Origin of the sequence: Rhodanobacter sp. C06 (assembly GCF_002001105.1) — a bacterium.
In the GTDB taxonomy this organism is placed as follows: domain Bacteria; phylum Pseudomonadota; class Gammaproteobacteria; order Xanthomonadales; family Rhodanobacteraceae; genus Rhodanobacter_A.
The window spans coordinates 17,744-39,276 of sequence record NZ_MUNP01000049.1; the positions used below are offsets into that span (position 1 = coordinate 17,744).

Sequence of the window (21,533 nt, forward strand, 5' to 3'; positions counted from 1 at the left end):
TGGAATCAGGTGAATGGCTGGTCGATGGCGGGCGACGGCGGGGTGAACCAGGCGGCGCCGTCGCCGGTGACGTGGAAGTGGTCTTCCAGGCGCACGCCGAAGCGGTCGGGCAGCACGATCATCGGCTCGTCGCTGCAGCACATGCCCGCCTGCAGCTCGGTGGCATTGCCGCGCACCAGGTAGGGCGTCTCGTGGATGCTCAGGCCGCAGCCGTGTCCGGTGCGGTGCGGGATGCCGGGCAGGCGGTAGTCGGGGCCGAGTCCGGCGCGCTCCACCACGGCGCGCGCGGCGGCATCCACCGCGGCGCAGGACACGCCGGGGCGGACTGCCTCGAACGCCGCGCGCTGCGCGGCCTGCTCCAGCTCCCAGATGCGCGCCTGCTCCGCCGTGGGCCGGCCGAAGATGTAGGTGCGGGTGATGTCGGACTGGTAGCCCTGCACGCTGCAGCCGGTATCGATCAGCACCAGTTCGTTTTCGGCCAGCCGCTGCTCGCCGGGAATGCCGTGCGGATACGCGGTGGCGCGGCCGAATTGCACGATGCAGAAGGTCGAACCGTTGTCGGCGCCCAGCGCACGGTGCGCGCCGTCGATGAAGCGGGTCAGCTCGATGCTGCTGATGCCTTCGTGGACCAGGCCGGCGGCCAGCCGGTGCACCTGCAGCGTCATCGCGGTAGCCTGCTGCATCAGCGCCAGCTCGGCCGGCGACTTGCACATGCGGCAGCCGTCGACGATGGCGCTGGCATCCACCACGGGCATGCCGACCAGCGCCGCGCGCAGGCGTTCGGCGACCACGCTGGTGGCGGCCGGGTCGAGCGCGAGGCTGCCGGCGCCGCGCTCGCGCAAGGCATCGGCGACCAGCGCCTGCGGATCCTCGTGTTCCTCCCAGTAGCGCAGCCCGACCGGGATGCGCAGGGCGTGGGCCAGCGAGCCGGCCTCGAACGCGGGGCAGATCACCAGCGGCTCGCCGCGCGCGGTCAGCAGCAGGCCGAGCAGCCGCTCGCTGGCACCCCAGCCGATGCCGCTGAAATAGCGCAGCGAGGCGCCGGCGGTGATCAGCAGCGCATCGGTGCGCTGTTCGCGCATCAGGGCACGGGCGCGTTCCAGCCGCCGCTGGTATTCGTCGGCGGTGATCGCGGGCGCCGGGGTCGCCCACGGTGCGAGTAGCGCCTGTGCCGCGGCGTGGTCGAGGCCGCCGATCTGGGCGGGCGACCTCATGCGCCGGTGGCCGTGCCGTCGACGTCATCGACGCACCAGTGGCCGTCGATCTGCCGTGCCACGCCACCCGGGTTGCGGTCGCGCAGTTCCGGCGGCAGTTGCCCGTCCGGCACGTGGTCGTAGCTGTGCAGCGCGGTGAAGCGCTGGATCGCCGCCGGCATGCCGACCGCGGTAAAGCCGGGATGGCCGGTGCTGGGGTAGGGGCCGCCGTGGTTCATCGCCGGGCTCACCGCCACGCCGGTCGGCATGCGGTTGCCGATCAGCCGGCCCACGCGTGGACGCAGCGCGGCGGCGACTTGCGCCCATGCGTTGTCGTCGCTGCCGTCGGCGGCGCTGTAAATCGTGCCGGTGAGGTTGCCTTCGAACGCCGCCGCCAGCGCGGCCATCTGCGCGACATCGTCGGCGCGCACCAGCAGGCCGACCGGGCCGAACGCCTCGGTCTGCAGCGCCTGCGGTGCACGCAGGAACTGCGCGGCATCCACCTGCAGCAGGGTGGGCTGGTAGCGATAGCCCGGGCCCGCCGCGTTGCCACCGGCCAGCCGTTCGGCGCCGGCCCCGCGCAGGATGGCCACGTTGCGCTGCAGGTGCTCCAGCACGCCGCGCGAAAACAGCACGCCCGCGGCGGCGTTGCCGAAATGCGCGGTGGCGGCGGCGACGAAGGCATCGCCATCGGCGCCGCGCGGCACCACCACCACGCCAGGGTTGGTGCAGAACTGGCCGCTGCCCATCGTGCACGAGCTGAAGAATTCCTGCGCCAGCGCGGCGCCGCGCTCGGCCAGCGCACCGGGCAGCAGGAAGACCGGATTGACGCTGGACAGCTCCAGGTAGGCCGGCACCCCGGCCGCGTCGGCGGCGGCTTTCAGCGCCAGGCCGCCGGCGCGGCTGCCGGTGAAGCCGATCGCGCCCAGGCGCGGATCGCCGGCCAGTTTCAGGCCGAGTGTCGGGTCGAACTGGTAGAGCATCTGCACCGCCGCTGCGGGCAGGCCGGCCTCGCGCAGCGCGGCATGGGCCAGCTGCGCCAGCCGCTCGCTGGTGGCCGGGTGCGAGGGATGCGCCTTCGCGATCACCGGATTGCGCGCCGCGATCGCCGAGGCGAAATCGCTGCCGGCGATCGCGTTGAAGGCGAACGGGAAGTTGTTCGGCCCGAACACCAGCACCGGCTTGTGCAGCGGTGCGCGATGGTTGCGCAGGCCTGCGGCCGTGTCGATCACCGGCTGCGTCCAGCTGAAGTTGCGCACGGCGCGCGCGGCCTGGCGCAGCTGGCCGCTGGTGCGCGGCAGTTCCACCTTGGCCAACCGAGTCTCCGCGGGCAGCGCGGTCTCCGCGTGGGCCAGCGCGACCAGCGTCTCCGCGTCGTGCTCGATGCCGCCGGCATAGGCGTCGAGGAAGGTGGCGATCCGTTCCGCTGGCGTCCTCGCCAGTTCATCCGCCGCCGCGGCGGCGGCAGTGATGGCGGCTTCCACGTCGGCCGCGCCGTTGACCGGAAACTCCGCGCCGATGGCGTTGCCGGTGGCCGGGTCCTCGGCGCGGAAGCTGGCGAGCAGTTCGCTGGCCGGCCGCCAGTCGCCCGCGATCAGCAGCGGTTGCGTGGCCATCTCAGAGCACCGGCGCGTGGGCGATGGCGTGGTCGATCACGCGCAGGGCGGCTTCGCGTTCGGCGCCATGCATCGCCAGTCGCGGCGCGCGCACGCGTTCGCTGCCCAGTCCGACCTTTTCCTGCACCAGCTTGATCAGCTGGACGAACTTCGGCACGGTGTCCAGGCGCAGCAGCGGCAGGAACCAGGCATACAGCTCGGCGGCCGCCTCGGCGCCGCCGTCGCGCGCCAACTCGAACAGCTTCACCGATTCCTTCGGGTAGGCGTTGACCAGGCCGGCGATCCAGCCGCGCGCGCCCATCGCCACGCCTTCGACGATCGCGTCGTCCATGCCGACCAGCAATTCCAGGCGGTTGCCCAGCAGCGCGCGCAGCGCGGCGAAGCGGCGCACGTCGCCCGAGGATTCCTTCACCGCCTGCACGTTGGGATAGGCGTGCGCGAGTTCGGCAATCTGCTCCGGCGAGAAGTCCGTCTTGTAGGCGATCGGGTTGTTGTAAAGCATGCACGGCAGATCGGTCGCCGCGATCACCGCGCGCAAGTGCGCGCCCATCTCGCGCCAGTCGGTGGAATACACGTAGGGCGGCAGCACCATCAGGCCCGAGGCGCCCAGCGCCTTGGCCTCGCGGGCGAGGCGCACGGCCTCTTCGGTGGACAGCGCGGCGATGCCCGGGATTACCGGTGCGCGCCCGTCCAGCGCCTTCACCAGGGTGCGGATGATCGCCAGCTTTTCGTCGAACGTCAGCGTCGCCGCCTCGCCCAGCGAGCCCAGCGGGACGATGCCCTTGCAGCCGCTGTCGATCAGCGTGCGCGCGTGCCTGGCGAGGAAGTCGTGATCGACCTGGCCGTCGGTGGTGAATGGCGTGGTGATGGCGGGAATCACGCCGCGCCAGATGGATGCGTTGCTCATGGTCAGCTACCTCGGTATGCGTCGGAAGGAAGAGTGGCAAGTCCGGCCAGCGTGGCCAGACGAGCGGGGAAAACGGGCGGGCGCGCGGCGCCGCGCGGGAAGCGGCCCAGTTCGGCCAGCGCCGCGCCGCAGATGCGGCCCTGGCAGGCGCCCATGCCGCAGCGCGTGGCGAGCTTGGCGGCGCGGGCGTCGCCGAAGCCGGCAAGCGCGCCGAGGCGGACGTCTTCGCAGCGGCAGACCGGCGTCTGGTCGTCGGCCAGCGTGCGCAGACGCGGATCGAGCGTGAAGTGCCGGGCGAGCAGCGCGTCGAAGCGTCGTTCACGATCCCGTTGCGGCATCCAGGCGCTGGCCGCCGCGGTATCGCCGATCGCCATGAGGCCTGCCATCGCGCCTTCGATGCGCGCGACCGCCAGCCCGCCGATGCCGCAGGATTCGCCGGCGGCATGGACGTTGGCCACGCTGGTGCGCAGCAGGGAGTCGACTTGCACGCGCGGATGGGTATCCGCGTCGTCGAGGGCGCAGCCGAGCAGCGATGCCAGTTCGGTATTCGGCACCAGCCCGTAACCCGCGGCGAGCAAGTCGCACTCGACATGCTGCACGCCGCGGGGTGTTTCGATCTCCACGCCGCGCACGGCGTCGTCGCCGACGGCTTCGCGCACGAAGGAACCGAAGCGATACGGCACGCCGGCAAGACGCAGGCGCAAGCCGGCGGCCTGCCAGGCGCGGGCCGGCCATTGGCGCAGTTGCCAAGCGAAGGAACGGACCGCATCGGCGGAGGCCTGCTCGAAAATGCCGAGCACCTGCGCGCCATGCTTGCGCAAGGTATCCGCAGCGGCCAGCAGCAACGGTCCGCTGCCGGCGATCACGACGCGCTTGCCGGCCACGGGCCAGCCCTGCTTGGCGAGGGCCTGCAGGCCGCCGGCGCCGGTCACGCCGGGCAGCGTCCAGCCGGGAAAAGGCAGCAGCAGTTCGCGCGCACCGGTGGCAAGCACCAGCGCGCCGAACGACAGCAGCCGGGAATCCTGCGGCGTTTCCACGCGCAGCGCCGTCGGCTCCGCGGCGACCACGCTGTGGCGCACCAGCACTTCAACGCCTTGCAGCTTGTCGATGGCCCGGCGCGCCGCACGCGGCGCCGGCAGGCGCACGTCGTGCCGCCAGACCTGTCCGCCGGCACGCGGCTGCGCGTCGAGCAGGCCCACGCGCGCGCCACGCGATGCGGCAGCCTGCGCCGCCGCAAGGCCGGCCGGGCCAGCGCCCACCACGAGAACGTCGTAATGCTCACGCATCGGCGACCACCTGCATGCCTTCGCTGGCCGGCGTCATGCATGCGCGCACGTGGGCCACCCCATCCACCTGCACGCGACATTCGAAACACACGCCCATGCCGCACAGCGGTGCGCGTGGCGCACCATCCACCGAGCGGCGGAAACGCAGCGTGACCTGCGCCACCGCGGCGGCGACGCTGGCGCCGGCGGGCACTTCCACCGGATGGCCGTTCACCACCAGTCGCACCACGGCGCTCATGCCGCCATCCTCTGGGGCGAGTACGGTGCGGGATCGATGGCGGCCCGGCGGCCCTGGATCAGGTCGAGCATCAGTTTCGCGCTGCCCGGCGCGGTGGTTACGCCCAGGCCTTCGTGGCCGGCGGCCACCCACTGGTCGACGGCACCGGGCACGGCGCCGAGGTACGGACGTCCATCCGGCGTGGTGGGACGGAAGCCGGTCCAGATGCGCAGCGCCTGCAGTTCACGCAGGCGCGGCACGAAGGTGAAGCTGCGTTCGAGCATGCGCTGCACCATCGATGGCGAGACGCCGGCGTCGTTCGCGTGGAACTCGCGCGAGGAGCCAATCAGGATCTGTCCGGTCGGTCGCGGCTGCACGTTGAACGCCACGCTGCTGTCCGCATCGCCGTGGGCGCTGTCGGCATAGCCCAGTTCCAGCAACTGGTGGCGGATGAGGCCGGGATAGCGATCGGTGATGACGAGGTGCCCCTTGCGCGCGCGCATCGGCAGCATCGGCAGCAGGGCAGGCAGTGCGCAGCCCGTGGCCACCAGCACGGGGCCGGACAGGCGCGTGCCGTCGTCGAGCAGCACGCCGCCTCGTTGCAGCGATTGCGCGCGACGCCCCGCATACAGGCGTGCACCACGCGATTGCGCGCGCTGCACCAGGTGGTTGGCGACGCGCGGCGGATACACCACCGCCTCGCGGGGTACCAGCATGCCGCCTGCGAGCCCCGGCACCAGCTCGGGTTCCAGTTCGTACAGCGCCGCGGCATCGACCAGCCGGGCATCGATGCCGGCGGCGCCCAGGCGCGCGATGCGCTGGCCGGCGGCGGCGAGCTCGTTGTCGTTGCGCGCCACCCACAAGGTGCCGCAGCGGCTGAATTCGGCTTCCTTCAGGTCGACGAATGCTTCCCACAGGCGCAGCGAGTAATGCGCGAGTGCGAGTTCGGCAGGATCGTCGTCCATCGCCACGAGATGGCCCATGGCCGCCGCCGTGGCGCCGCCGCCGATCGGACCGGGCTCCACGATAGCCACGCGCATGCCCTCCGCACTGGCGGCATCGGCGCAGCTGGCGCCGACGATGCCGGCGCCGACGACGATCAGGTCGAACGTGGCGGCGGTGCCATTCATTCCGCGCCGCTGCCCCACGCGAAGGCGTCCGCTTCGTCGAACAACAGCGTGCTGCGCGCCACCACGAACGCGGTGCCGGTGATTTGCGGACGCACGCCGCGCTCGCCCTGCGTGTAGCGGCCTTCGAACACGCTGCCGAGGATGCTTTCCTGTTGCCAGGTTTCGCCCGGTGAGAGCTTGCCGTCGGCGGCCAGACAGGCCAGCTTGGCGCTGGTGCCGGTGCCGCACGGCGAGCGGTCGTAGGCAAGGCCGGGGCACAGCACGAAGTTCCGGCCGTCCAGGCCGTCGACCGGCGATCGGGTGTTGACCTCGATGTGGTCGATCTCGCCGTCTTCCGCGCCGGTGATGCCGTTCGCTTCCAGCGCGTGGCGAACCGCCTCGGTGTAGGTGGTGAGCGCGCGCTGGTGGCGGATCTCCAGCGGCAGCGGCGTGTCGTGGGTGATGAAGAACCAGTTGCCGCCCCAGGCGACGTCGCCGGTGACGCGGCCGTAACCCGGCACGTCGACGCCGACGCCGGCGGCGTGGCGATAGCTTTCCACGTTGTCGATGGTGACGCGGCCGTCGTCGTGCAGCTCCGCGCCCACGGTGCCCACCGGCGTATCGATGCGATGCCTGCCGGGGCCGATGCGGCCCAGGTGCTGCAGCGTGCGCACCACGCCGATGGTGCCGTGGCCGCACATGCCGAGGTAGCCGACGTTGTTGAAGAAGATCACCCCGGTGCAGGCGTCCGCGCTTTGCGGCGGCACCAGCAGCGCGCCGACCACGGTGCTGGAGCCGCGCGGTTCGCAGGCGATGGCGCTACGCCAGCGGTCGTACCGCTCGCGGAAACGTTGGCGCTGTTCGGGCAGCGTGCCGGGGCCGAGGTCCGGGAATCCGCCGATGACGACACGGGTGGGTTCGCCGCCGGTATGCGAATCGATCACGTCTATCGTAGTCATGCGCCCATGCTCGCGCCGCCGCAACCGGGCGTCTATGGACGCTTGTGGCCCGCGGATGCGGAAGTCTGCATACTTTTATCGCTTGCCGGAGCCGGCGATGCACCCGTCCCATGCACCTGCCGGAGCTGCGCAATGGAAATGAAAATCTCGGCGAACGAATTGGAGGCGCTGTTCGATGCGCTGCCCGACGTGGTGTTCTTCGTGAAGGACACGACGGGCCGCTACACGCACGCCAATCTCACCCTGGTGCGCCGGCTCGGCCTCAAGCGCCGGGACGACGTGATCGGTCGCAGCGTGACCGAGCTGTTCCCCGTGGCCATGGGCGGCTCGTATGCGTCGCAGGACCGGCGCGTGCTGGGCGGCGAAGTGATCGAGAACCAGCTCGAGGTGCATATCTTCGCGAACCGCGCCCCGGGCTGGTGCCTGACCTGCAAGCGCCCCCTGCGCCAGGGCGACGATATCTGCGGCGTGGTCGGCATCTCGCGCGACCTGGGGCAGCCGGATGGCCGCCATCCGACCTACCTGCGCTTGCGCCGCGTGCTGGCCCACCTGCAGGAGCGCTACGCCGAAAGCATCCGCGTGGCGACGCTGGCGGAACTGGCCGAGCTCTCGGTGGCGCAGCTCGAGCGGCACTTCCGACGTGTGTTCCAGCTCACCCCGCAGCAGGTGTTGACCAAGCTGCGCATCGAGGCGGCGATGCGGATGCTGCAGGGCGCCGGCAGCGTGGCGGCGATCGGGTTGGCTTGCGGCTTTGCCGACCAGAGTTCGTTCGCGCGCCAGTTCAAGGCCACGGTGGGCATGTCGCCACGCGATTACAGGAACATGATCACGGCGTCGTGAACGAGTGGGTCCCGGGCGCCCGCGCCGGCAGGATGCCGGCGCAGCGTGATCACTCGGCGAGCTGCGCCAGCAGCCCGGCGACCTGCTCGTGGGTGGTGGCGCGCAACAGGCGGGTGGCGTGGCCGCGCAGCGCGGCGTGATCGAGCGTGGCGAGGCGGTCGCGCACCTGCAGCAGCTGGCTGGGGTGCATGCTGAATTCGTTGAGGCCGAGCGCGAGCAGCATCGCGGTGAAGTGCACGTCGCCGCCGATCTCGCCGCACAGGCTCACTGGCTTCTTCGCGCGCCGGCCGGAACTGATCACGTGCGAGAGCAGGCGCAGCATGGCCGGCTGCAGCGGGGTGTAGATGTTGTCCAGCGCGTCGTTGCCGCGATCGGCGGCCAGCACGTACTGGGCGAGGTCGTTGGTGCCGATCGCGAGGAAGTCGGCGTGCTCCAGCAGGGCACGCACGTTGATCGCGGCGGCAGGCACCTCGATCATCGCGCCCAGCGGCAGCTTCTCGGGCAGGTCGATGCTCTCGCGCTTCAGGTCTTGCCGCGCCAGCTTGAACAGCGTGCGCACCGCGATGAGTTCGTCCGGCTGGGTCACCATCGGCACCAGCACGCGCATCGGGCCGTAGCAGGCGGCGCGCAGGATCGCGCGGATCTGCGTGGTGAACACCGCCGGATAGCGCAGCGACAGCCGCACGCCGCGCACGCCGAGCGCGGGGTTGTCCTCGCCGCGCAGCACCAGGCCCGCCGCGTCCGCCTTGTCGGCGCCGAGGTCCAGCGTGCGGATGGTGACCGGCAAGCCGCCCATGCCCAGCACCAGGTCGCGGTAGGCGATGAACTGCTCGTCTTCCGACGGCAGGCCCTTGTGGCGCAGGAACAGGAACTCGGTGCGGTACAGGCCCACGCCGTCGGCGCCGCGGGCACGCGCCAGCGCCACGTCGGTGGGAGTTTCCGCGTTCGCCAGCAGGCGGATCTCGATGCCGTCGCGGGTGCGCGTGGGCGCGTTCGCCAGGGTGGCGAGGCGGCGCCCTTCGGCGGCGACCTCGCGCTGCCAGGCGCGGTAGCGGGCGAGGTCCTGCGCGGTGGGGTGCACGATCGCTTCGCCGCGCTCGGCGTCGAGCAGGATCAGGTCGTCGTCGTGCAGCAACGCCAGCGCGTCGCGCGCGCCCACCAGCATCGGCAGGCCAAGGCTGCGCGCGAGGATCGCGCTGTGCGAATACGCGCTGCCAGAACTGGTGACCACGCCGAGCAGGCCGTTGCCGGCGAGTTGGGCCATGTCGGCAGGCGCGATGGTGTCGGCGACCAGGATCTCGCCCACGCGCGCGGCCAGCTTGCGCTCCTCCGGCGTGGTGTGGCGCTGCAGCGCGGAGACCACGCGGGCGATCACCTGGTCGATGTCCTCCTTGCGGCTGCGCAGGTAGGGATCGTCCATCGCCTCGAACACCGCGGCGAGCCGGTCGCGCTGCTTCTTCAGCGCGGCGCCGGCGCGGTAGTGGCCGATCTTCACCAGGTCGTCGAGGCCGCGCAGCAACTCGGCGTCGTCCAGCAACAGGCTGTGCGCGTCGATGAACTCGTTGACCTCGCGCGCCAGCGCGCCGTGCAGCTTGCCGCGCAGCTCGCGCAACTCCTGCCGCGCAGTGTCCAGCGCGCGGTGCAGGTGTTCCAGCTCGGGCCCGATTTCATCCTCGGCCAGCGGCCGGGTATCCACCGCGTAGCGGCTGGGCTGCACCAGGCGCGCACGGCCCAGCGCCATGCCGCGCGATGCCTGGGTGCCTGGGAGGACGTGCCTCATCGCGATTACGCTCCCTCGTCGAACTTGCGCTCGAACAGCGCCGCCACCGCGTCCAGCGCGGCCTGTTCGTCGGGGCCGTCGGCGCGGATCGTCAGCGGCGTGCCGATGCCGGCGGCGAGCATCATCACGCCCATGATGCTCTGCGCGTTGACCTCGCGCCCCTTGCTGGCCAGCAGCACGGTGGATTTGAAGCCCTGCACCAGTTGCACCAGCTTGGCCGAGGCGCGGGCGTGCAGGCCCAGCTTGTTGGACACCACGATTTCTTGTTCAAGCATTGGGGCGCACTGACCTGTTCAGCATGGGCGGCATGAAACCTGGAAGGCCCGCAGGGTGCGGGGCGTGGCGCAGCCAAGGCTGGCCGCCTTGGCAAGGCGCGCATCGCGGCTTGCGGGCCTTCCAGGTTTCACCCTGACATTTGGTATTGAATGCGCGGGCCGATTCTGCCTGCCCGCAGCTTCGCGTCGCACCTCCTCGATAGGCAGCCAGCCTACCTTCGTCGGTTCGGCACAAATCTGCGGGCAGGCAGAATCGGTGACGCCCATGTTGAACAGGTCAGTGCGCCCCATCAATGAAGATTCCCCCGCGGCCGCCGCTTGCCGCGATCTCGGCCAGTTCGTCCAGTGGTTTTTCCGCGTAATTGAGCACGCGCAGCAGCATCGGCAGGTTGAGGCCGGAGACGCAGCGCAGGCGCACGCCCAGTGAACCCAGCGACAGCCCGATGTTGCACGGCGTGGCGCCGTAGAGGTCGGCTAGCACCAGCACGCCCTCGCCCTGGTCGAGCGCGCGCGCATGCCGGGCGGTGAGCGTGCGCATCACGTCGGGGTCGGCCTGCGGCGGCACTTCCACCGCTTCCACCTGCAACGGCAGCTTCGGCATCACGTGGTGCGCGGCGGAGATCAGCGCGTGGCCGACCGCTTCGTGGGTCATCAGCATCACGCCCACGCTCATGGTCGTGCACCCGCCTGCTTGCATGCGATGGTCATGGCTTCAGTCCAGCTCGCGGTGGAAGGTGAGCACGCCTTCGCGCGTTTCGCGATAATGCGCGGCGAGCTGCTCGACCAGGTACACCGAGCGATGCCGGCCACCGGTGCAGCCGATCGCGATGGTGACGTAGCTGCGGTCGTCCTGCTCGAAGCGCGGCAGCCACGTGTCCAGCCAACGCGTGGTGTCGGCGAGGTATTCGGTCACCAGCGGCTCGCCTTCGAGGTATTCGCGCACCGGCGCGTCCTTGCCGGAGAGCGGGCGCAGCCGCGGTTGCCAGTGCGGGTTGGGCAGGCAGCGCGCGTCGAACACGAAATCCGAATCCAGCGGCAGCCCGCGCTTGAACGCGAAGGACTGGAACATCAGGGTCATGCCCTCGGTGGCCTGCGCGTAGCCGGTGGCGACCAGCCGGCGCAGCTGGTGCACGTTGAGTTCGCTGGAGTCGATCACCTTCTCGGCGATCGCCATCAGCGGGCGCAGCAGGCGGCGCTCCTTGCCGATGGCGTCGGCCAGCGACATGCCGCGCGTTGCCAGCGGGTGGCGGCGGCGGGTTTCCGAGTAGCGCTTGAGCAGCACTTCGTTGCTGCAGTCGAGGAAGATCAGGTGCAGCTGCACGCCGGTGGCGGCCAGTGCGGAGAGGACCTCGGGCAGGTGCTCGAAGTCGTCGCCGCGATTGCGCACGTCCACGCCCACCGCGATGCGCCGGCGCCGGCCGGCGCCGCGGCCCACCGCGTCCACCAACTGCGGCAGCAGGGCCGGCGGCAGGTTGTCGACGCAGTAGAACTCCAGGTCCTCCAATGCGCGCAGCGCCACCGTCTTGCCGCCGCCGGACATGCCGGTGAGCACGATCAGGTGCGTCTCGTGCGGGTCGGTGTAGGGGCTGGGCGGCGGCGGATGGTCTTCGTTCATGGCATCACCAAGGCGGCAGTCGGCGCAGCTGGTGCGCCTGGCGGTCGATGAAGGTCTGCGCGGGGTCGATGCCCTTGCTCTTCAGCGCGTGGCTGCGCACCGCCGCCTCGACCAGCACGGCGATGTTGCGGCCGGGCGCCACCGGGATGGTGATCATCGGCACCTTGACGTCGAACACCTCGCGGTGGCCGATGTCGCCGGTGAGGCGCGTCAGCGCGTCGATGTCCTCACCCTCGCGCAACGGTTTCAGGTGGATCACCAGGCGCAGGTACTTGGACGGCTTCACCGACATGTGGCCGAACATCTCGCGCACGTTGAGCACGCCCAGGCCGCGCACCTCCAGCAGGTCCTGCAGCAGTTCGGGGCAGCTGCCGTCGATCACGTCCGGCGCGATCAGGGTGAACTCGGTGGCGTCGTCGGCGACCAGGCGGTGGCCGCGGCTGATCAGTTCCAGCGCCAGCTCGCTCTTGCCGGCGCCGGCTTCGCCGGTGATCAGCACGCCGATCGAGAACACCTCCAGGAACACGCCGTGCAGGGTGGTCTTCGCCGCCAGCTGGCGCGCCAGGTGGTATTGCAGGAAGGTCAACACTTCGTGGCCGCGCTTGGCGCTGACCCACAGCGGGGTGTCGGTTTCCTCGGCCACCTCGCGCAGGTCGGAGGGTACCGGCTGGTCCTTGGTGACGATCAGCGCCACCGGCCGGCTGGCGGCGATCTTGTGGATCACCTCCCAGCGCTGGCGCGAGTCCAGCCCGTCGAGGAAGTTCAGCTCCTCCGTGCCGATGATCTGGATCTTGTTCGGGTAGATGACGTTGAGGTAGCCGATCAGCGAAGGCCGGCGCGCCTGCGCGGCGCCCGGTTCCAGCACGCGTGATTCGCCGCGCATGCCGGCGACCCAGCGCAGCACCATGCGCTCGTTGACGCCATCGTAGAGTTGTCGTGCGGTGAGCCGGTCCAAGCCTTCGGTCCTTTGCGTCGCGCGCCGCCGGTAGGGTTCGCGGCGGGGCAGGGGCATTGTGCCAGCTTGGGCGGTGTGCGTGTTTCGAAGGGAAGGCAGGCCGCCCCTCGCGGAGCGGCCTGCGGGAGACGGATCAGCCGTACTGGCGTTCCTCGCGCACGGCGCGCTGGTGCTTGTCGACGATCTTCTCGCGATGGCGGCGCAGCTGGTTGACCAGCTTGTCGAACAGCATGTCGATGGAGGCGTACATGTCGGCCTCGGCGGCCTGCGCGTGCAGGGTGGCGCCGGTGACGCCGAGCGTGGCGTCCGCGCGGTGCTGAAGCTTGTCCACGGAGAGCACCACGGCGAGGCTGATCAGCTTGTCATCGAGGCGTTGGAGGCGGTCCAGCCTGGATTCGACATGGGCGCGCAGCGCGGGGGTGACTTCGATCTGCTGGCCGCTGAGTTGGAATTGCATGGTACGCCTCCTCTGGTGGTGCAGTGCCGCGTTTGGCGGCGGGATGGACACGCCAGGGGCTGGCCCCTGGCGTGTCGTCGATCATCCTTCACTACAGGTAATGGGAGCGTTTTTCCGGTGGGCAAGTTCCCTTTGGATGCTCCGATCAATCCCAGTGTAGGTGTCACCGGTCTGTCTGCGCGCAGCCCGCAGGACCGTCGTCGAAGGCAGACTGGCTGTCTGTCAAGACGGCGGGCCGAAGGGATGCGCGCAGACAGACCGGCCTCAACTGCTTGAATTCAAATGACGAGGTGATGCCCAGAAGGTCCGCATATCGCCGCGCGCGTCTTGCCCAGACAGCCGTCTGGGCGGCGCCACGCACGACAATCTGCGAACCTTCTGGGCATCATGACGCCTGCACTGGGATTGATCGGAGCATCCTTCAGACTATGCGCTGGCGTTCGCTGGAACTGGGGATGCGCAACCCCTCCCGGTACTTCGCCACGGTGCGCCGGGCAACCTGGATGCCCTTGCCCTTCAGCTCCTCGGCCAGCGCCTGGTCGGACAGCGGCTTGCGCGGGTCTTCCGCCTCGATCAGCTTGCGCAGCATGGCCTGGATCGCGGTGGCCGAGGCGCTGCCGCCGTCCTCGGTGGACACGCCGCTGGAGAAGAAATACTTCAGCTCGAAGGTGCCGCGCGGCGTGTGCAGGTACTTGCGCGTGGTGACGCGCGAAATGGTGGATTCGTGCATGCCCACCTCCTCGGCCACCTCGCGCAGCACCAGCGGATGCATCGCCTCGGGGCCGTAGTCGAGGAACGCGCTCTGCCGCCGCACGATCGCGCCGGCCACCTTCAGCAGGGTCTCGGCGCGCGATTCCAGGCTCTTCAGCAGCCAGCGCGCTTCCTGCAGCTGGCCCTTCATCCAGCTGGCGTCGTCGCCGCGGGCGCGGGCGATCAGGTTGCAGTAGTGCTGGTTCAGGCCCAGCCGCGGCTGGGCGTCCGGGTTCAGGCGCACCTGCCAGCGACCGCCTTCCTTCACGGCATAGACGTCCGGCGCCACGTATTCCACCGGGGTGGTGTCCAGCGCCGCGCCGGGGCGCGGGTCGAGGCTGCGGATCAGCGCGGCGGCGGCGGCCACCTCGTCCTCGCCGGCGCGCAGCTTGCGCGCCAGCTTGCCGATGTCGTTGCGCGCGAGCAGTTCCAGCTCGCCGTCGACGATGGCGAGCGCCAGCTCGCGATGCGGGGTGGCGGCGTCGAACTGTTCCAGCTGGCTGCGCAGGCAGTCGCGCAGGTCCAGGCTGGCCACGCCCAGCGGGTCGAAGCCCTGCAGGCGGCGGCGCACCGCCTCGATCTCGTCGAGGTCGGCGGCCAGGTTCGCCGGCAGCGCCGCGCGCACCGCCTCGATGCTGTCGGCGAGGTAGCCGTCGGCGTTCAGCGCATCGATCAGCACGGTGGCGATCGCGGTCTGGCGCGGGTTGAAGCCGGCGAGGTTGAGCTGCCACAGCAGGTGTTGCTGCAGGGACTCGGGGGTGACGTTCTGCGGCTCGAAATCCTCGTCGCCGCGCGTGGCGCCGCTGCCGCCGCTGCCGTTGGAGAAGTCGATCGGGGTTTCGACGCTGCCGCCGCCGTCGTCGGCCCAGTCGGCGACGTCGCCACCGTCGACATCGCGATCGGCGGCGGCCTCGGCGGGGCCGGGCGCCTGCACGTAGTCGGCTTCCGGCGTGGCCTCGTCAGAGGCGGCCTCGTCCTCGCTCTCGTCGGCGAACTCCAGCAACGGATTGCTTTCGGCAAGCTGCCGCAACTCGGCCTCCAGCTCCAGTTGCGACAGTTGCAGCAGGCGGATCGCCAACTGCAGTTGCGGCGTCAGGGTGAGCTGTTGATGGAGGCGGAATTGCAGTGCGGGTTTCATGCCGGCCTGTGGAATGGACTGGGTTCCAATCCTACCCGCAGCCGGCGGGGGCGGCCATAGCCCGACATTCCCGCCGGAACGGCGTCACAACCGGAATTCGCGACCCAGGTAGACCTCGCGCACCTTCTCGTCGGCGAGGATGTGGGCGGGCGTGCCGCGCGACAGCACTTCGCCCTCGTTGAGGATGTAGGCGCGGTCGCAGATGCCCAGCGTCTCGCGCACGTTGTGGTCGGTGATCAGCACGCCGATGCCGCGTTCCTTGAGGTGGCGCACGATGCGCTGGATCTCGCCCACCGAGATCGGGTCGACGCCGGCGAACGGTTCGTCCAGCAGCATGTAACGCGGGCTGGCGGCCAGCGCGCGGGCGATCTCCACGCGGCGGCGCTCGCCGCCGGACAGGCTGATGCCCTTCTGGCCGGCGATGTGGGCGATCTTCAGTTCGTCGAGCAGGCTTTCCAGCTCGCCGTCGCGCTGCTGCGGGGACAGGCCCTCGCGAAGCTCCAGCACGGCCATGATGTTGTCGGCCACCGAGAGCCGGCGGAACACCGAAGCCTCCTGCGGCAGGTAGCCGATGCCCAGGCGCGCGCGCAGGTGCATCGGCAGGCCGGTGATCTCCTGCTTGTCCAGCTTGATCGTGCCGGCATCCGCCTCGATCAGGCCCACCACCATGTAGAAGCAGGTGGTCTTGCCGGCGCCGTTGGGGCCGAGCAGGCCCACCACCTCACCCTCGCGGATGGAGAAACCGAAATCGCGCACCACCTGCCGCGACTTGAAACTCTTCTGCAGACCTTCGGCTGACAGCATGCTTACTTGCCGCCCGCCGGTGCGCTGTGGGCGGGAGCGGGCGACGCCGGCTGGCCCGGCTTGGGCTTGGGCAGGAAGGTCATGTGCACGGCGTTGTCGCCGCTGCTGCTGCCGGTCATCTCGCTGGTCTCGGTGTTGTAGGTGAGCTTGTCGCCGTGCGCCTCGCCGCGGCCCTGCTGCTTGACCACGGCGTTGCCGGTAAGCACGGCGATGCCGTTGATGTTGTCGTAGTCGAGTTGCGCCGCGTCCCCGGTCATCAGGTTGCCGGCGTCGTCCAGTTCCTGGATGTGCGCGGGCGCGCCGGTGACCTGCACGTGGTCGACGTTCTGGTCGGCGTCGAAATGCACCGTGGCCAGGTCGCCGGTGATCTTCATGGTGCCCTGGGTGATCACCACGCGGCCGTGCAGCTTGACCGTGCTGTTGGGCGCGTAGGTGCCGTCGAACGAGTCCGCGTGCTCGACGTTCATCGGCTGCTGGCGGTCGGACTTCTTCGCCAGCGCCAGCGTGGGCAGCAGCGCCAACGCCGCCGCGGCGAGCAGGCCGGCGACGAACTTACGACTTGCGCTTGCGCGGCGGGAACGTGGCATGGACATTGTCGAGCAACTCCAGGTGATTGTCGTTGAGGTTGGCACGCATGCCGACCCCGTCCATTCTACTGGCGCCCTGCGTCATCTGCGCCGGCGCGGCGGTGACCATGCGGTTTTCCTTCGGCCACACAGTGACATCCGAGCTGACCAGATCCGTCGCCGGGGTGTCGGCCCAGGCGGGGCGGTGCATGGTCACCGGGCCTTGCAGCTTGATCAGGCTGCCGCTCTTGTCCACCCAGCCGTACAGCGACTGGCCGTGCCAGTCCGGCACGCCGGGTTTCTTGGACGAGAGGTCGAACACGGGCGAGTTGATGTACAGCGACTCGTCGCCTTCGCGGCGCTCCAGCTGCGGCGCCTGCATGCGGAAGGCGAGCTGGCCTTCCGGGTTGTAGGACCAGAGCTTGAAGTTGGTGAGCGTGTAGCCGGAGCGCGGCGGGCCCACGAAATCGTTCGGTTTCGGCGCCGGCCCCATCCACCACAGCAGCAGCTGGGCAAGGCCCACGCCGAGCGCGACCACCACGATCGCGCTGGCCAGTTTGCGGTCGCGCAGCCAACGACGCAGGCGCGCGATCAATGCCAGCGCTCCCGTTCGGCGGCGCTCTTGCCCTGCGCATGCAGGAGCAGGTCGCAGACCTCGCGCGCCGCGCCCATGCCGCCGGGCAGGCGGGTCTGCCAATGCGCGGCTTCGGCCACCCAGGGGTGGGCGTTGGCCACCGCCACGGCGAGGCCGGCGATGCGCATGGCGGGCAGGTCGGGCAGGTCGTCGCCGGTGAAGGCGGCCTGTTCGGGCGTGAGGTTCAACGCCTCCAGCAGGGTTTCCAGGCAGGCGTGCTTGTCGCCCTGGCCCTGGTAGACGTGGGCGATGCCCAGCTCCTCGGCGCGCAAGGCCACTGGGTGGCTGATCCGCGCGGTGACGATGGCCACCGCGATGCCGTTCGCCTGCAGGCGCTTCAGGCCCAGTCCGTCGTGCACGTGGAACACCTTGGCCTCGTGGCCGTCCTCGCCGTACCAGAGGCGGCCGTCGGTGAGCGTGCCGTCCACGTCGAAGGCGGCCAGGCGGATTTTCGCGGCGCGGGCGAGGAGATCGGCAGGAAAATCGGCCAGGTACATGGATTGGATCGCGAAGGTGGAGGGGAATGGCAACGCGCGATCAGACCACGCGTGCACGGAGCAGATCGTGAATGTTGAGCGCACCAACCACGCGCCGCTCGTCGTCGACCACCAGCAGGGCGTTGATCTGGTGCTTCTCCATCAGTTGCGCAGCCTCGGCCGCCAGCTTGTCGGGGCCGATGGTCTTGGGGCCGCGGGTCATCAGTTCGGCCACGCGGGCGCCGCGCAGGTTCACGTCCACGTCGTCCAGCGCGCGGCGCAGGTCGCCGTCGGTGAACACGCCGAGCAGGTGCTGCTCGGCATCCACCACCGCAGTCATGCCCAGCCGCTTGCGGGTCATCTCCACCAAGGCGGCGGTGAGGCCGGCTTCGGGCGGCACGCGCGGCACGTCGTCGCCGCTGTGCATCACGTCGCTGATCCTGAGCAGCAGGCGGCGGCCCAGGCTGCCGGCGGGGTGCGAGCGGGCGAAGTCGTCCGAGGTGAAGCCGCGCGCCTCCAGCAGGGCGATCGCCAGCGCATCGCCCAGCACCAGAGCGGCGGTGGTGCTGGTGGTGGGCGCCAGGCCCAGCGGGCAGGCCTCGCTGGAGATGCTGCCGTCGATGTGCACGTCGGCCTGGCTCGCCAGCGATGACGCCGGCTTGCCGGTGATCGCGATCAGCGGGATGCCCTGGCGCTTGATCATCGGCAGGATGAACAGCAGCTCGTCGGTTTCGCCCGAGTAGGACAGCGCCAGCACCACGTCATCGGGCTGGATCATGCCCAGGTCGCCGTGGCTGGCCTCGCCCGGGTGCACGAAGAAGGCCGGGGTGCCGGTGGAGGCGAGCGTGGCGGCGATCTTGCGCGCCACGTGGCCGGACTTGCCCATGCCGGTGACCACCACGCGGCCGCGGCAGGCCAGCAGCAGCCGGCAGGCCTCCACGAATGCGCCGTCGATGCGCGGGCCCAGCTCGGCGATCGCGGCCGCCTCGGTGGCGATCACCGCACGGGCGCTGTGCACGATGGCGTCGGGCTGCGGTTCGATGGCGGTGTGCGGGACGGGGCGTGGATTCATGTCGGCTCGGTGCGGGCGACGGGACGCCCGTGGCAGGGGTGCTGGCGGCCAGGCGGAGGACGCTGTCGTTTCTGCGACAGGGGATTTCCATTACCATGGCATATTCGCATTTTAACGTCACACGTCGACGCAATGCCGGTTCCGGTAACGTCGCCGCCCCTGCCCGTGGAAGCCCGATGGACCCAGCACGCATCCAGACCCTGATCGAAACCGGCCTGCCCGGGGCCAAGGTCGAGGTCAGCGGCGACGATGGCGTGCACTTCGAGGCCACCGTGGTCGCCGGCCAGTTCACCGGCAAGCTGCCGCTGGCGCGGCACCGGCTGGTCTACGCCACCCTGGGCGAGCTGATGGGCGGCGCGATCCACGCGCTGGCGCTGAAGACGCTGACCCCCGAGGAAGTCGCGGCGCGCCAAGGGTGAAGCGACTCCTGCTTGAAATGCCTCCTGCTTGAATTGAAAAGTCCGGCAGGGATGCCGGTTCTTCTTTGCGCTCATGGAGGAGCGCACCAGATTTAGGAACATCCGATGGCCAAGATCCTGATCAATGGCGGCGTGCCGCTCCAGGGCGAGGTGGGCATTTCCGGCGCGAAGAACGCCGTGCTGCCGATCCTCGCCGCCTGCCTGCTGGCCGATGCGCCGGTGAGCATCGGCAACGTGCCGCACCTGCACGACGTCACTACCTTCATCGAACTGCTCGGCCAGATGGGCGTGCAGCTGGTGCTGGACGACCGCATGAAGATCCACGTCGACCCACGCACCACCAGCACCTGCATCGCGCCGTACGACCTGGTGCGCACCATGCGCGCCTCGATCCTGGTGCTGGGCCCGCTGGTGGCGCGCTTCGGCCAGGCCGAGGTGTCGCTGCCCGGCGGCTGCGCGATCGGCTCGCGCCCGGTCGACCAGCACATCCGCGGCCTGCAGGCGCTGGGCGCCGAGATCAGCGTGGAGAACGGCTACATCAAGGCGCGCGCCAAGCGGCTCAAGGGCGCGCGCATCGTGATGGACATGGTCACCGTCACCGGCACCGAGAACATCATGATGGCGGCCACGCTGGCCGAGGGCACCACGGTGATCGAGAACGCCGCGCAGGAGCCAGAGGTGGTGGATCTCGCGCACTGCCTGATGGCGATGGGCGCGCAGATCGAAGGCGAGGGTACCTCCACCATGGTGATCCACGGCGTGGACCGCCTGCACGGCACCGATTACCGGGTGCTGCCCGACCGCATCGAAACCGGCACCTTCCTGGTCGGCGCAGCGATGACCGGCGGCAAGGTGCGCGCCCGCGGCGCCCGCGCCGGCACGCTGGACGCGGTGCTGGCCAAGCTGGAGGACGCCGGCGCGCACATCTCCAGCGGCGAGGACTGGATCGAGCTGGACATGGGCGGGCGCCGGCCGAAGGCGGTCAACATCACCACCGCGCCGTACCCTGCGTTTCCCACCGACATGCAGGCGCAGTTCACCGCGCTGAACTGCGTGGCCGAGGGCACCGGCGTGATCACCGAGACGGTGTTCGAGAACCGCTTCATGCACGCCCACGAGCTGCAGCGCCTCGGCGCTGACATCCAGCTCGAAGGCAACACCGCGGTGATCAAGGGCGTGGACCACATGAGCGGCGCGCCGATCATGGCCACCGACCTGCGCGCCTCGGCCTGCCTGGTGCTGGCCGGTCTGGTGGCGCAGGGCGACACCGTGGTCGACCGCGTCTACCACATCGACCGCGGCTACGAGAACATCGAGGAAAAGCTCGGCACGCTGGGCGCGCGGATCCGGCGCTTGCCGAACTGAGTGTCCCGCCGCAGACTGCCCTCGGTTGCGCAACGGAGGGCGGGGAATGGTGTACTACTGGCGGCTCAAGGACATTCCCGGGTTGCGCGACATGCCCAGGTCGCGCCGGCGACGGCTATGGCGTGAGGCGGGGAGGTGCAGCTTCACGTGGGGTCGCTGGCTGGCATCGTTGGCCGTGTTTGCTGCCGTGATGCAGGCGAGTGACGCCGCAAGCGCTTCATGGCTGCCGACCCACTCCAAGCTATGGCTGGAGATGCTGGCATTGCCTGTGACCGGTTTCGCGATCGACTGCTGGATCTGGCAGCCGGTCGCATGCCGCTGGCTGCGCGAGCATGCGCACGAACTGGATCGCTACGTCCCTGCGTAAGCCTCATGGCTGTGAATAGCTCACCAGTTCCAGCGTGAGGTTGCCGCCCTCCTTCTGGGCGATCTTGACCGGCACCGGATATTTCGCCGGCACGTACCAGGCGTTGAAGCCACGGTTCTGGTCGGTGCGATCCACGCGCACCGCATCGAACGAGCCGGCGGGCACGCTGACCTTTTCGCTGGCGGCCACCTTGAACGTCTGCATCTCGACCGCCTGCCTGCCGCCGACGGGGAAGCTGGCGCTTGTCGCGCCGTTGCGCAGCGCGATACCCAGCGCCAGCGGCAGAGTGTTGCGTTCCACCATGCCTGGCTGCATGGGGTAGCTGTGATGCTTGCCGTTGTCGTCCATCTGCACAGTATTGCCCTGCACGACGAGCTCGCGGTTCTTCGGCTTGAACGCGGAGGCGAAGGCGTATTTGTACGACACTGCCTGCGGCACCTGGCCGGCCCAGGTGAAGCGAGACACTTCCGACGTGCTTGCGCCCAGCGCGGCGGCGAGGCCAGCGGTACCGGTGATCTTGTCGGTGTATTCGAACTGGCCGTTGCCAACCGGCTTCAGCGTGAGCGTGGCGTCGCCCTGCAGTTGGTCGCCTTGCAGCACGCGGTAGGTGGCGGTGAAGGACTGCGGCACACTCGCGGCGAAGGACGCGGCGGCGGGCAGGACGAGGGCCATGGCGAGGCCGGCGCGGAGGAGGGTGGTCTTCATCCTGCCGACTATAGGGCGCATGCCTGAA

The 21,533-nt window shown here is 69.9% G+C and carries 24 protein-coding genes; 4 read left to right on the forward strand and 20 right to left on the reverse strand.

What is annotated here, in order from left to right:
- Window positions 1-5: 5 nt before the first annotated feature.
- From B0E52_RS10435 to B0E52_RS10465, 7 genes are read right to left on the reverse strand one after another with little or no spacing between them, the layout of a single operon-like run.
- Entirely contained in the window at window positions 6-1,214 is a 1,209-nt protein-coding gene (locus B0E52_RS10435; RefSeq protein WP_077483767.1) for a Xaa-Pro peptidase family protein, read from the reverse strand.
- The gene (locus B0E52_RS10440) at window positions 1,211-2,809 is read right to left on the reverse strand and encodes an aldehyde dehydrogenase family protein (protein ID WP_077483768.1); all 1,599 of its coding nucleotides are present in this window, start codon (window positions 2,807-2,809) and stop codon (window positions 1,211-1,213) included. Before B0E52_RS10440 ends, B0E52_RS10435 begins: the two co-directional genes overlap by 4 nt.
- 1 nt (window position 2,810) lies before the next feature.
- Window positions 2,811-3,716, reverse strand: a complete 906-nt coding sequence (locus B0E52_RS10445; protein ID WP_077483769.1) for a dihydrodipicolinate synthase family protein — start codon at window positions 3,714-3,716, stop codon at window positions 2,811-2,813.
- Window positions 3,717-3,718: 2 nt separating this feature from the next.
- Entirely contained in the window at window positions 3,719-5,002 is a 1,284-nt protein-coding gene (locus B0E52_RS10450) for an FAD/NAD(P)-binding oxidoreductase (protein WP_077483770.1), read from the reverse strand.
- The gene (locus tag B0E52_RS10455; RefSeq protein WP_077483771.1) at window positions 4,995-5,240 is read right to left on the reverse strand and encodes a 2Fe-2S iron-sulfur cluster-binding protein; all 246 of its coding nucleotides are present in this window, start codon (window positions 5,238-5,240) and stop codon (window positions 4,995-4,997) included. Before B0E52_RS10455 ends, B0E52_RS10450 begins: the two co-directional genes overlap by 8 nt.
- Window positions 5,237-6,349, reverse strand: coding sequence for an FAD-dependent oxidoreductase (locus tag B0E52_RS10460; protein ID WP_077483772.1), 1,113 nt, complete (start codon window positions 6,347-6,349; stop codon window positions 5,237-5,239). Before B0E52_RS10460 ends, B0E52_RS10455 begins: the two co-directional genes overlap by 4 nt.
- On the reverse strand, window positions 6,346-7,287 hold the full coding sequence (locus B0E52_RS10465) for a proline racemase family protein (protein WP_077483773.1): 942 nt from the start codon (window positions 7,285-7,287) through the stop codon (window positions 6,346-6,348). Before B0E52_RS10465 ends, B0E52_RS10460 begins: the two co-directional genes overlap by 4 nt.
- Window positions 7,288-7,419: 132 nt before the next feature.
- Here B0E52_RS10465 and B0E52_RS10470 point away from each other — a divergent pair, with 132 nt between their 5' ends.
- A complete protein-coding gene (locus B0E52_RS10470) occupies window positions 7,420-8,127 on the forward strand; it encodes an AraC family transcriptional regulator (protein WP_077483774.1) in 708 nt (235 codons plus the stop codon).
- Between the two features lie 49 nt (window positions 8,128-8,176).
- Here the strand turns inward: B0E52_RS10470 and ptsP are convergent, their stop codons facing one another.
- The 12 genes from ptsP to B0E52_RS10530 form a co-directional block, all read right to left on the reverse strand.
- Window positions 8,177-9,907 (reverse strand): phosphoenolpyruvate--protein phosphotransferase, encoded by a 1,731-nt coding sequence (gene ptsP / locus B0E52_RS10475; RefSeq protein WP_077483775.1) that lies wholly within the window; start codon window positions 9,905-9,907, stop codon window positions 8,177-8,179.
- A gap of 5 nt (window positions 9,908-9,912) precedes the next feature.
- A complete protein-coding gene (locus B0E52_RS10480; RefSeq protein ID WP_077483776.1) occupies window positions 9,913-10,182 on the reverse strand; it encodes an HPr family phosphocarrier protein in 270 nt (89 codons plus the stop codon).
- 277 nt (window positions 10,183-10,459) lie between these two features.
- Window positions 10,460-10,855, reverse strand: coding sequence for a PTS fructose IIA subunit family protein (locus tag B0E52_RS10485; RefSeq protein WP_077483777.1), 396 nt, complete (start codon window positions 10,853-10,855; stop codon window positions 10,460-10,462).
- A 39-nt stretch (window positions 10,856-10,894) separates the two neighbouring features.
- Entirely contained in the window at window positions 10,895-11,797 is a 903-nt protein-coding gene (rapZ, locus tag B0E52_RS10490; protein ID WP_077483778.1) for an RNase adapter RapZ, read from the reverse strand.
- 4 nt (window positions 11,798-11,801) lie between these two features.
- Complete coding sequence (hprK, locus tag B0E52_RS10495; protein ID WP_077483811.1) at window positions 11,802-12,752, reverse strand: HPr(Ser) kinase/phosphatase; 951 nt, start codon at window positions 12,750-12,752, stop codon at window positions 11,802-11,804.
- Between the two features lie 133 nt (window positions 12,753-12,885).
- Window positions 12,886-13,209, reverse strand: coding sequence for a ribosome-associated translation inhibitor RaiA (gene raiA, locus B0E52_RS10500; RefSeq protein WP_077483779.1), 324 nt, complete (start codon window positions 13,207-13,209; stop codon window positions 12,886-12,888).
- Window positions 13,210-13,630: 421 nt separating this feature from the next.
- Window positions 13,631-15,097, reverse strand: a complete 1,467-nt coding sequence (locus B0E52_RS10505; RefSeq protein WP_077483780.1) for an RNA polymerase factor sigma-54 — start codon at window positions 15,095-15,097, stop codon at window positions 13,631-13,633.
- An 84-nt stretch (window positions 15,098-15,181) separates the two neighbouring features.
- Window positions 15,182-15,901, reverse strand: coding sequence for an LPS export ABC transporter ATP-binding protein (lptB, locus tag B0E52_RS10510; protein ID WP_077483781.1), 720 nt, complete (start codon window positions 15,899-15,901; stop codon window positions 15,182-15,184).
- A gap of 2 nt (window positions 15,902-15,903) precedes the next feature.
- Window positions 15,904-16,488, reverse strand: a complete 585-nt coding sequence (lptA, locus tag B0E52_RS10515; protein WP_077483782.1) for a lipopolysaccharide transport periplasmic protein LptA — start codon at window positions 16,486-16,488, stop codon at window positions 15,904-15,906.
- Window positions 16,454-17,062, reverse strand: a complete 609-nt coding sequence (gene lptC / locus B0E52_RS10520) for an LPS export ABC transporter periplasmic protein LptC (RefSeq protein ID WP_254426763.1) — start codon at window positions 17,060-17,062, stop codon at window positions 16,454-16,456. Before lptC ends, lptA begins: the two co-directional genes overlap by 35 nt.
- Window positions 17,059-17,598 carry an HAD hydrolase family protein gene (locus B0E52_RS10525; protein ID WP_139351639.1) on the reverse strand — a complete coding sequence of 180 codons (540 nt, stop codon included), beginning with the start codon at window positions 17,596-17,598 and terminating at the stop codon, window positions 17,059-17,061. The genes lptC and B0E52_RS10525 overlap by 4 nt, the downstream gene beginning before the upstream one ends.
- A gap of 40 nt (window positions 17,599-17,638) precedes the next feature.
- Window positions 17,639-18,649: a KpsF/GutQ family sugar-phosphate isomerase gene (locus B0E52_RS10530; protein WP_077483783.1), complete on the reverse strand. Its 1,011-nt coding sequence runs from the start codon at window positions 18,647-18,649 to the stop codon at window positions 17,639-17,641.
- A 176-nt stretch (window positions 18,650-18,825) separates the two neighbouring features.
- On the opposite strand from B0E52_RS10530, the gene B0E52_RS10535 reads away from it, so the two are divergent.
- From B0E52_RS10535 to B0E52_RS18345, 3 genes are all read left to right on the forward strand, one after another.
- Window positions 18,826-19,068, forward strand: coding sequence for a BolA/IbaG family iron-sulfur metabolism protein (locus tag B0E52_RS10535; protein ID WP_077483784.1), 243 nt, complete (start codon window positions 18,826-18,828; stop codon window positions 19,066-19,068).
- Window positions 19,069-19,173: 105 nt separating this feature from the next.
- Window positions 19,174-20,433, forward strand: coding sequence for a UDP-N-acetylglucosamine 1-carboxyvinyltransferase (murA, locus tag B0E52_RS10540; RefSeq protein WP_077483785.1), 1,260 nt, complete (start codon window positions 19,174-19,176; stop codon window positions 20,431-20,433).
- A 46-nt stretch (window positions 20,434-20,479) separates the two neighbouring features.
- A complete protein-coding gene (locus tag B0E52_RS18345; protein WP_139351640.1) occupies window positions 20,480-20,800 on the forward strand; it encodes a hypothetical protein in 321 nt (106 codons plus the stop codon).
- Between the two features lie 3 nt (window positions 20,801-20,803).
- Here B0E52_RS18345 and B0E52_RS10545 read toward each other — a convergent pair whose 3' ends face one another.
- On the reverse strand, window positions 20,804-21,472 hold the full coding sequence (locus tag B0E52_RS10545; RefSeq protein WP_254426764.1) for a DUF3108 domain-containing protein: 669 nt from the start codon (window positions 21,470-21,472) through the stop codon (window positions 20,804-20,806).
- Between the last annotated feature and the right edge of the window lie 61 nt (window positions 21,473-21,533).

What these genes read in the sequence shown, in the direction of transcription:
- B0E52_RS10435 (WP_077483767.1), bottom strand. Translation starts at nt 1,214, where the DNA reads ATGAGGTCGCCCGCCCAGATCGGCGGCCTCGACCACGCCGCGGCACAG.
- B0E52_RS10440 (WP_077483768.1), bottom strand. Translation starts at nt 2,809, where the DNA reads ATGGCCACGCAACCGCTGCTGATCGCGGGCGACTGGCGGCCGGCCAGC.
- B0E52_RS10445 (WP_077483769.1), bottom strand. Translation starts at nt 3,716, where the DNA reads ATGAGCAACGCATCCATCTGGCGCGGCGTGATTCCCGCCATCACCACG.
- B0E52_RS10450 (WP_077483770.1), bottom strand. Translation starts at nt 5,002, where the DNA reads ATGCGTGAGCATTACGACGTTCTCGTGGTGGGCGCTGGCCCGGCCGGC.
- B0E52_RS10455 (WP_077483771.1), bottom strand. Translation starts at nt 5,240, where the DNA reads ATGAGCGCCGTGGTGCGACTGGTGGTGAACGGCCATCCGGTGGAAGTG.
- B0E52_RS10460 (WP_077483772.1), bottom strand. Translation starts at nt 6,349, where the DNA reads ATGAATGGCACCGCCGCCACGTTCGACCTGATCGTCGTCGGCGCCGGC.
- B0E52_RS10465 (WP_077483773.1), bottom strand. Translation starts at nt 7,287, where the DNA reads ATGACTACGATAGACGTGATCGATTCGCATACCGGCGGCGAACCCACC.
- B0E52_RS10470 (WP_077483774.1), top strand. Translation starts at nt 7,420, where the DNA reads ATGGAAATGAAAATCTCGGCGAACGAATTGGAGGCGCTGTTCGATGCG.
- ptsP (WP_077483775.1), bottom strand. Translation starts at nt 9,907, where the DNA reads ATGAGGCACGTCCTCCCAGGCACCCAGGCATCGCGCGGCATGGCGCTG.
- B0E52_RS10480 (WP_077483776.1), bottom strand. Translation starts at nt 10,182, where the DNA reads ATGCTTGAACAAGAAATCGTGGTGTCCAACAAGCTGGGCCTGCACGCC.
- B0E52_RS10485 (WP_077483777.1), bottom strand. Translation starts at nt 10,855, where the DNA reads ATGAGCGTGGGCGTGATGCTGATGACCCACGAAGCGGTCGGCCACGCG.
- rapZ (WP_077483778.1), bottom strand. Translation starts at nt 11,797, where the DNA reads ATGAACGAAGACCATCCGCCGCCGCCCAGCCCCTACACCGACCCGCAC.
- raiA (WP_077483779.1), bottom strand. Translation starts at nt 13,209, where the DNA reads ATGCAATTCCAACTCAGCGGCCAGCAGATCGAAGTCACCCCCGCGCTG.
- B0E52_RS10505 (WP_077483780.1), bottom strand. Translation starts at nt 15,097, where the DNA reads ATGAAACCCGCACTGCAATTCCGCCTCCATCAACAGCTCACCCTGACG.
- lptB (WP_077483781.1), bottom strand. Translation starts at nt 15,901, where the DNA reads ATGCTGTCAGCCGAAGGTCTGCAGAAGAGTTTCAAGTCGCGGCAGGTG.
- lptA (WP_077483782.1), bottom strand. Translation starts at nt 16,488, where the DNA reads ATGCCACGTTCCCGCCGCGCAAGCGCAAGTCGTAAGTTCGTCGCCGGC.
- B0E52_RS10525 (WP_139351639.1), bottom strand. Translation starts at nt 17,598, where the DNA reads ATGTACCTGGCCGATTTTCCTGCCGATCTCCTCGCCCGCGCCGCGAAA.
- B0E52_RS10530 (WP_077483783.1), bottom strand. Translation starts at nt 18,649, where the DNA reads ATGAATCCACGCCCCGTCCCGCACACCGCCATCGAACCGCAGCCCGAC.
- B0E52_RS10535 (WP_077483784.1), top strand. Translation starts at nt 18,826, where the DNA reads ATGGACCCAGCACGCATCCAGACCCTGATCGAAACCGGCCTGCCCGGG.
- murA (WP_077483785.1), top strand. Translation starts at nt 19,174, where the DNA reads ATGGCCAAGATCCTGATCAATGGCGGCGTGCCGCTCCAGGGCGAGGTG.
- B0E52_RS18345 (WP_139351640.1), top strand. Translation starts at nt 20,480, where the DNA reads ATGGTGTACTACTGGCGGCTCAAGGACATTCCCGGGTTGCGCGACATG.
- B0E52_RS10545 (WP_254426764.1), bottom strand. Translation starts at nt 21,472, where the DNA reads ATGGCCCTCGTCCTGCCCGCCGCCGCGTCCTTCGCCGCGAGTGTGCCG.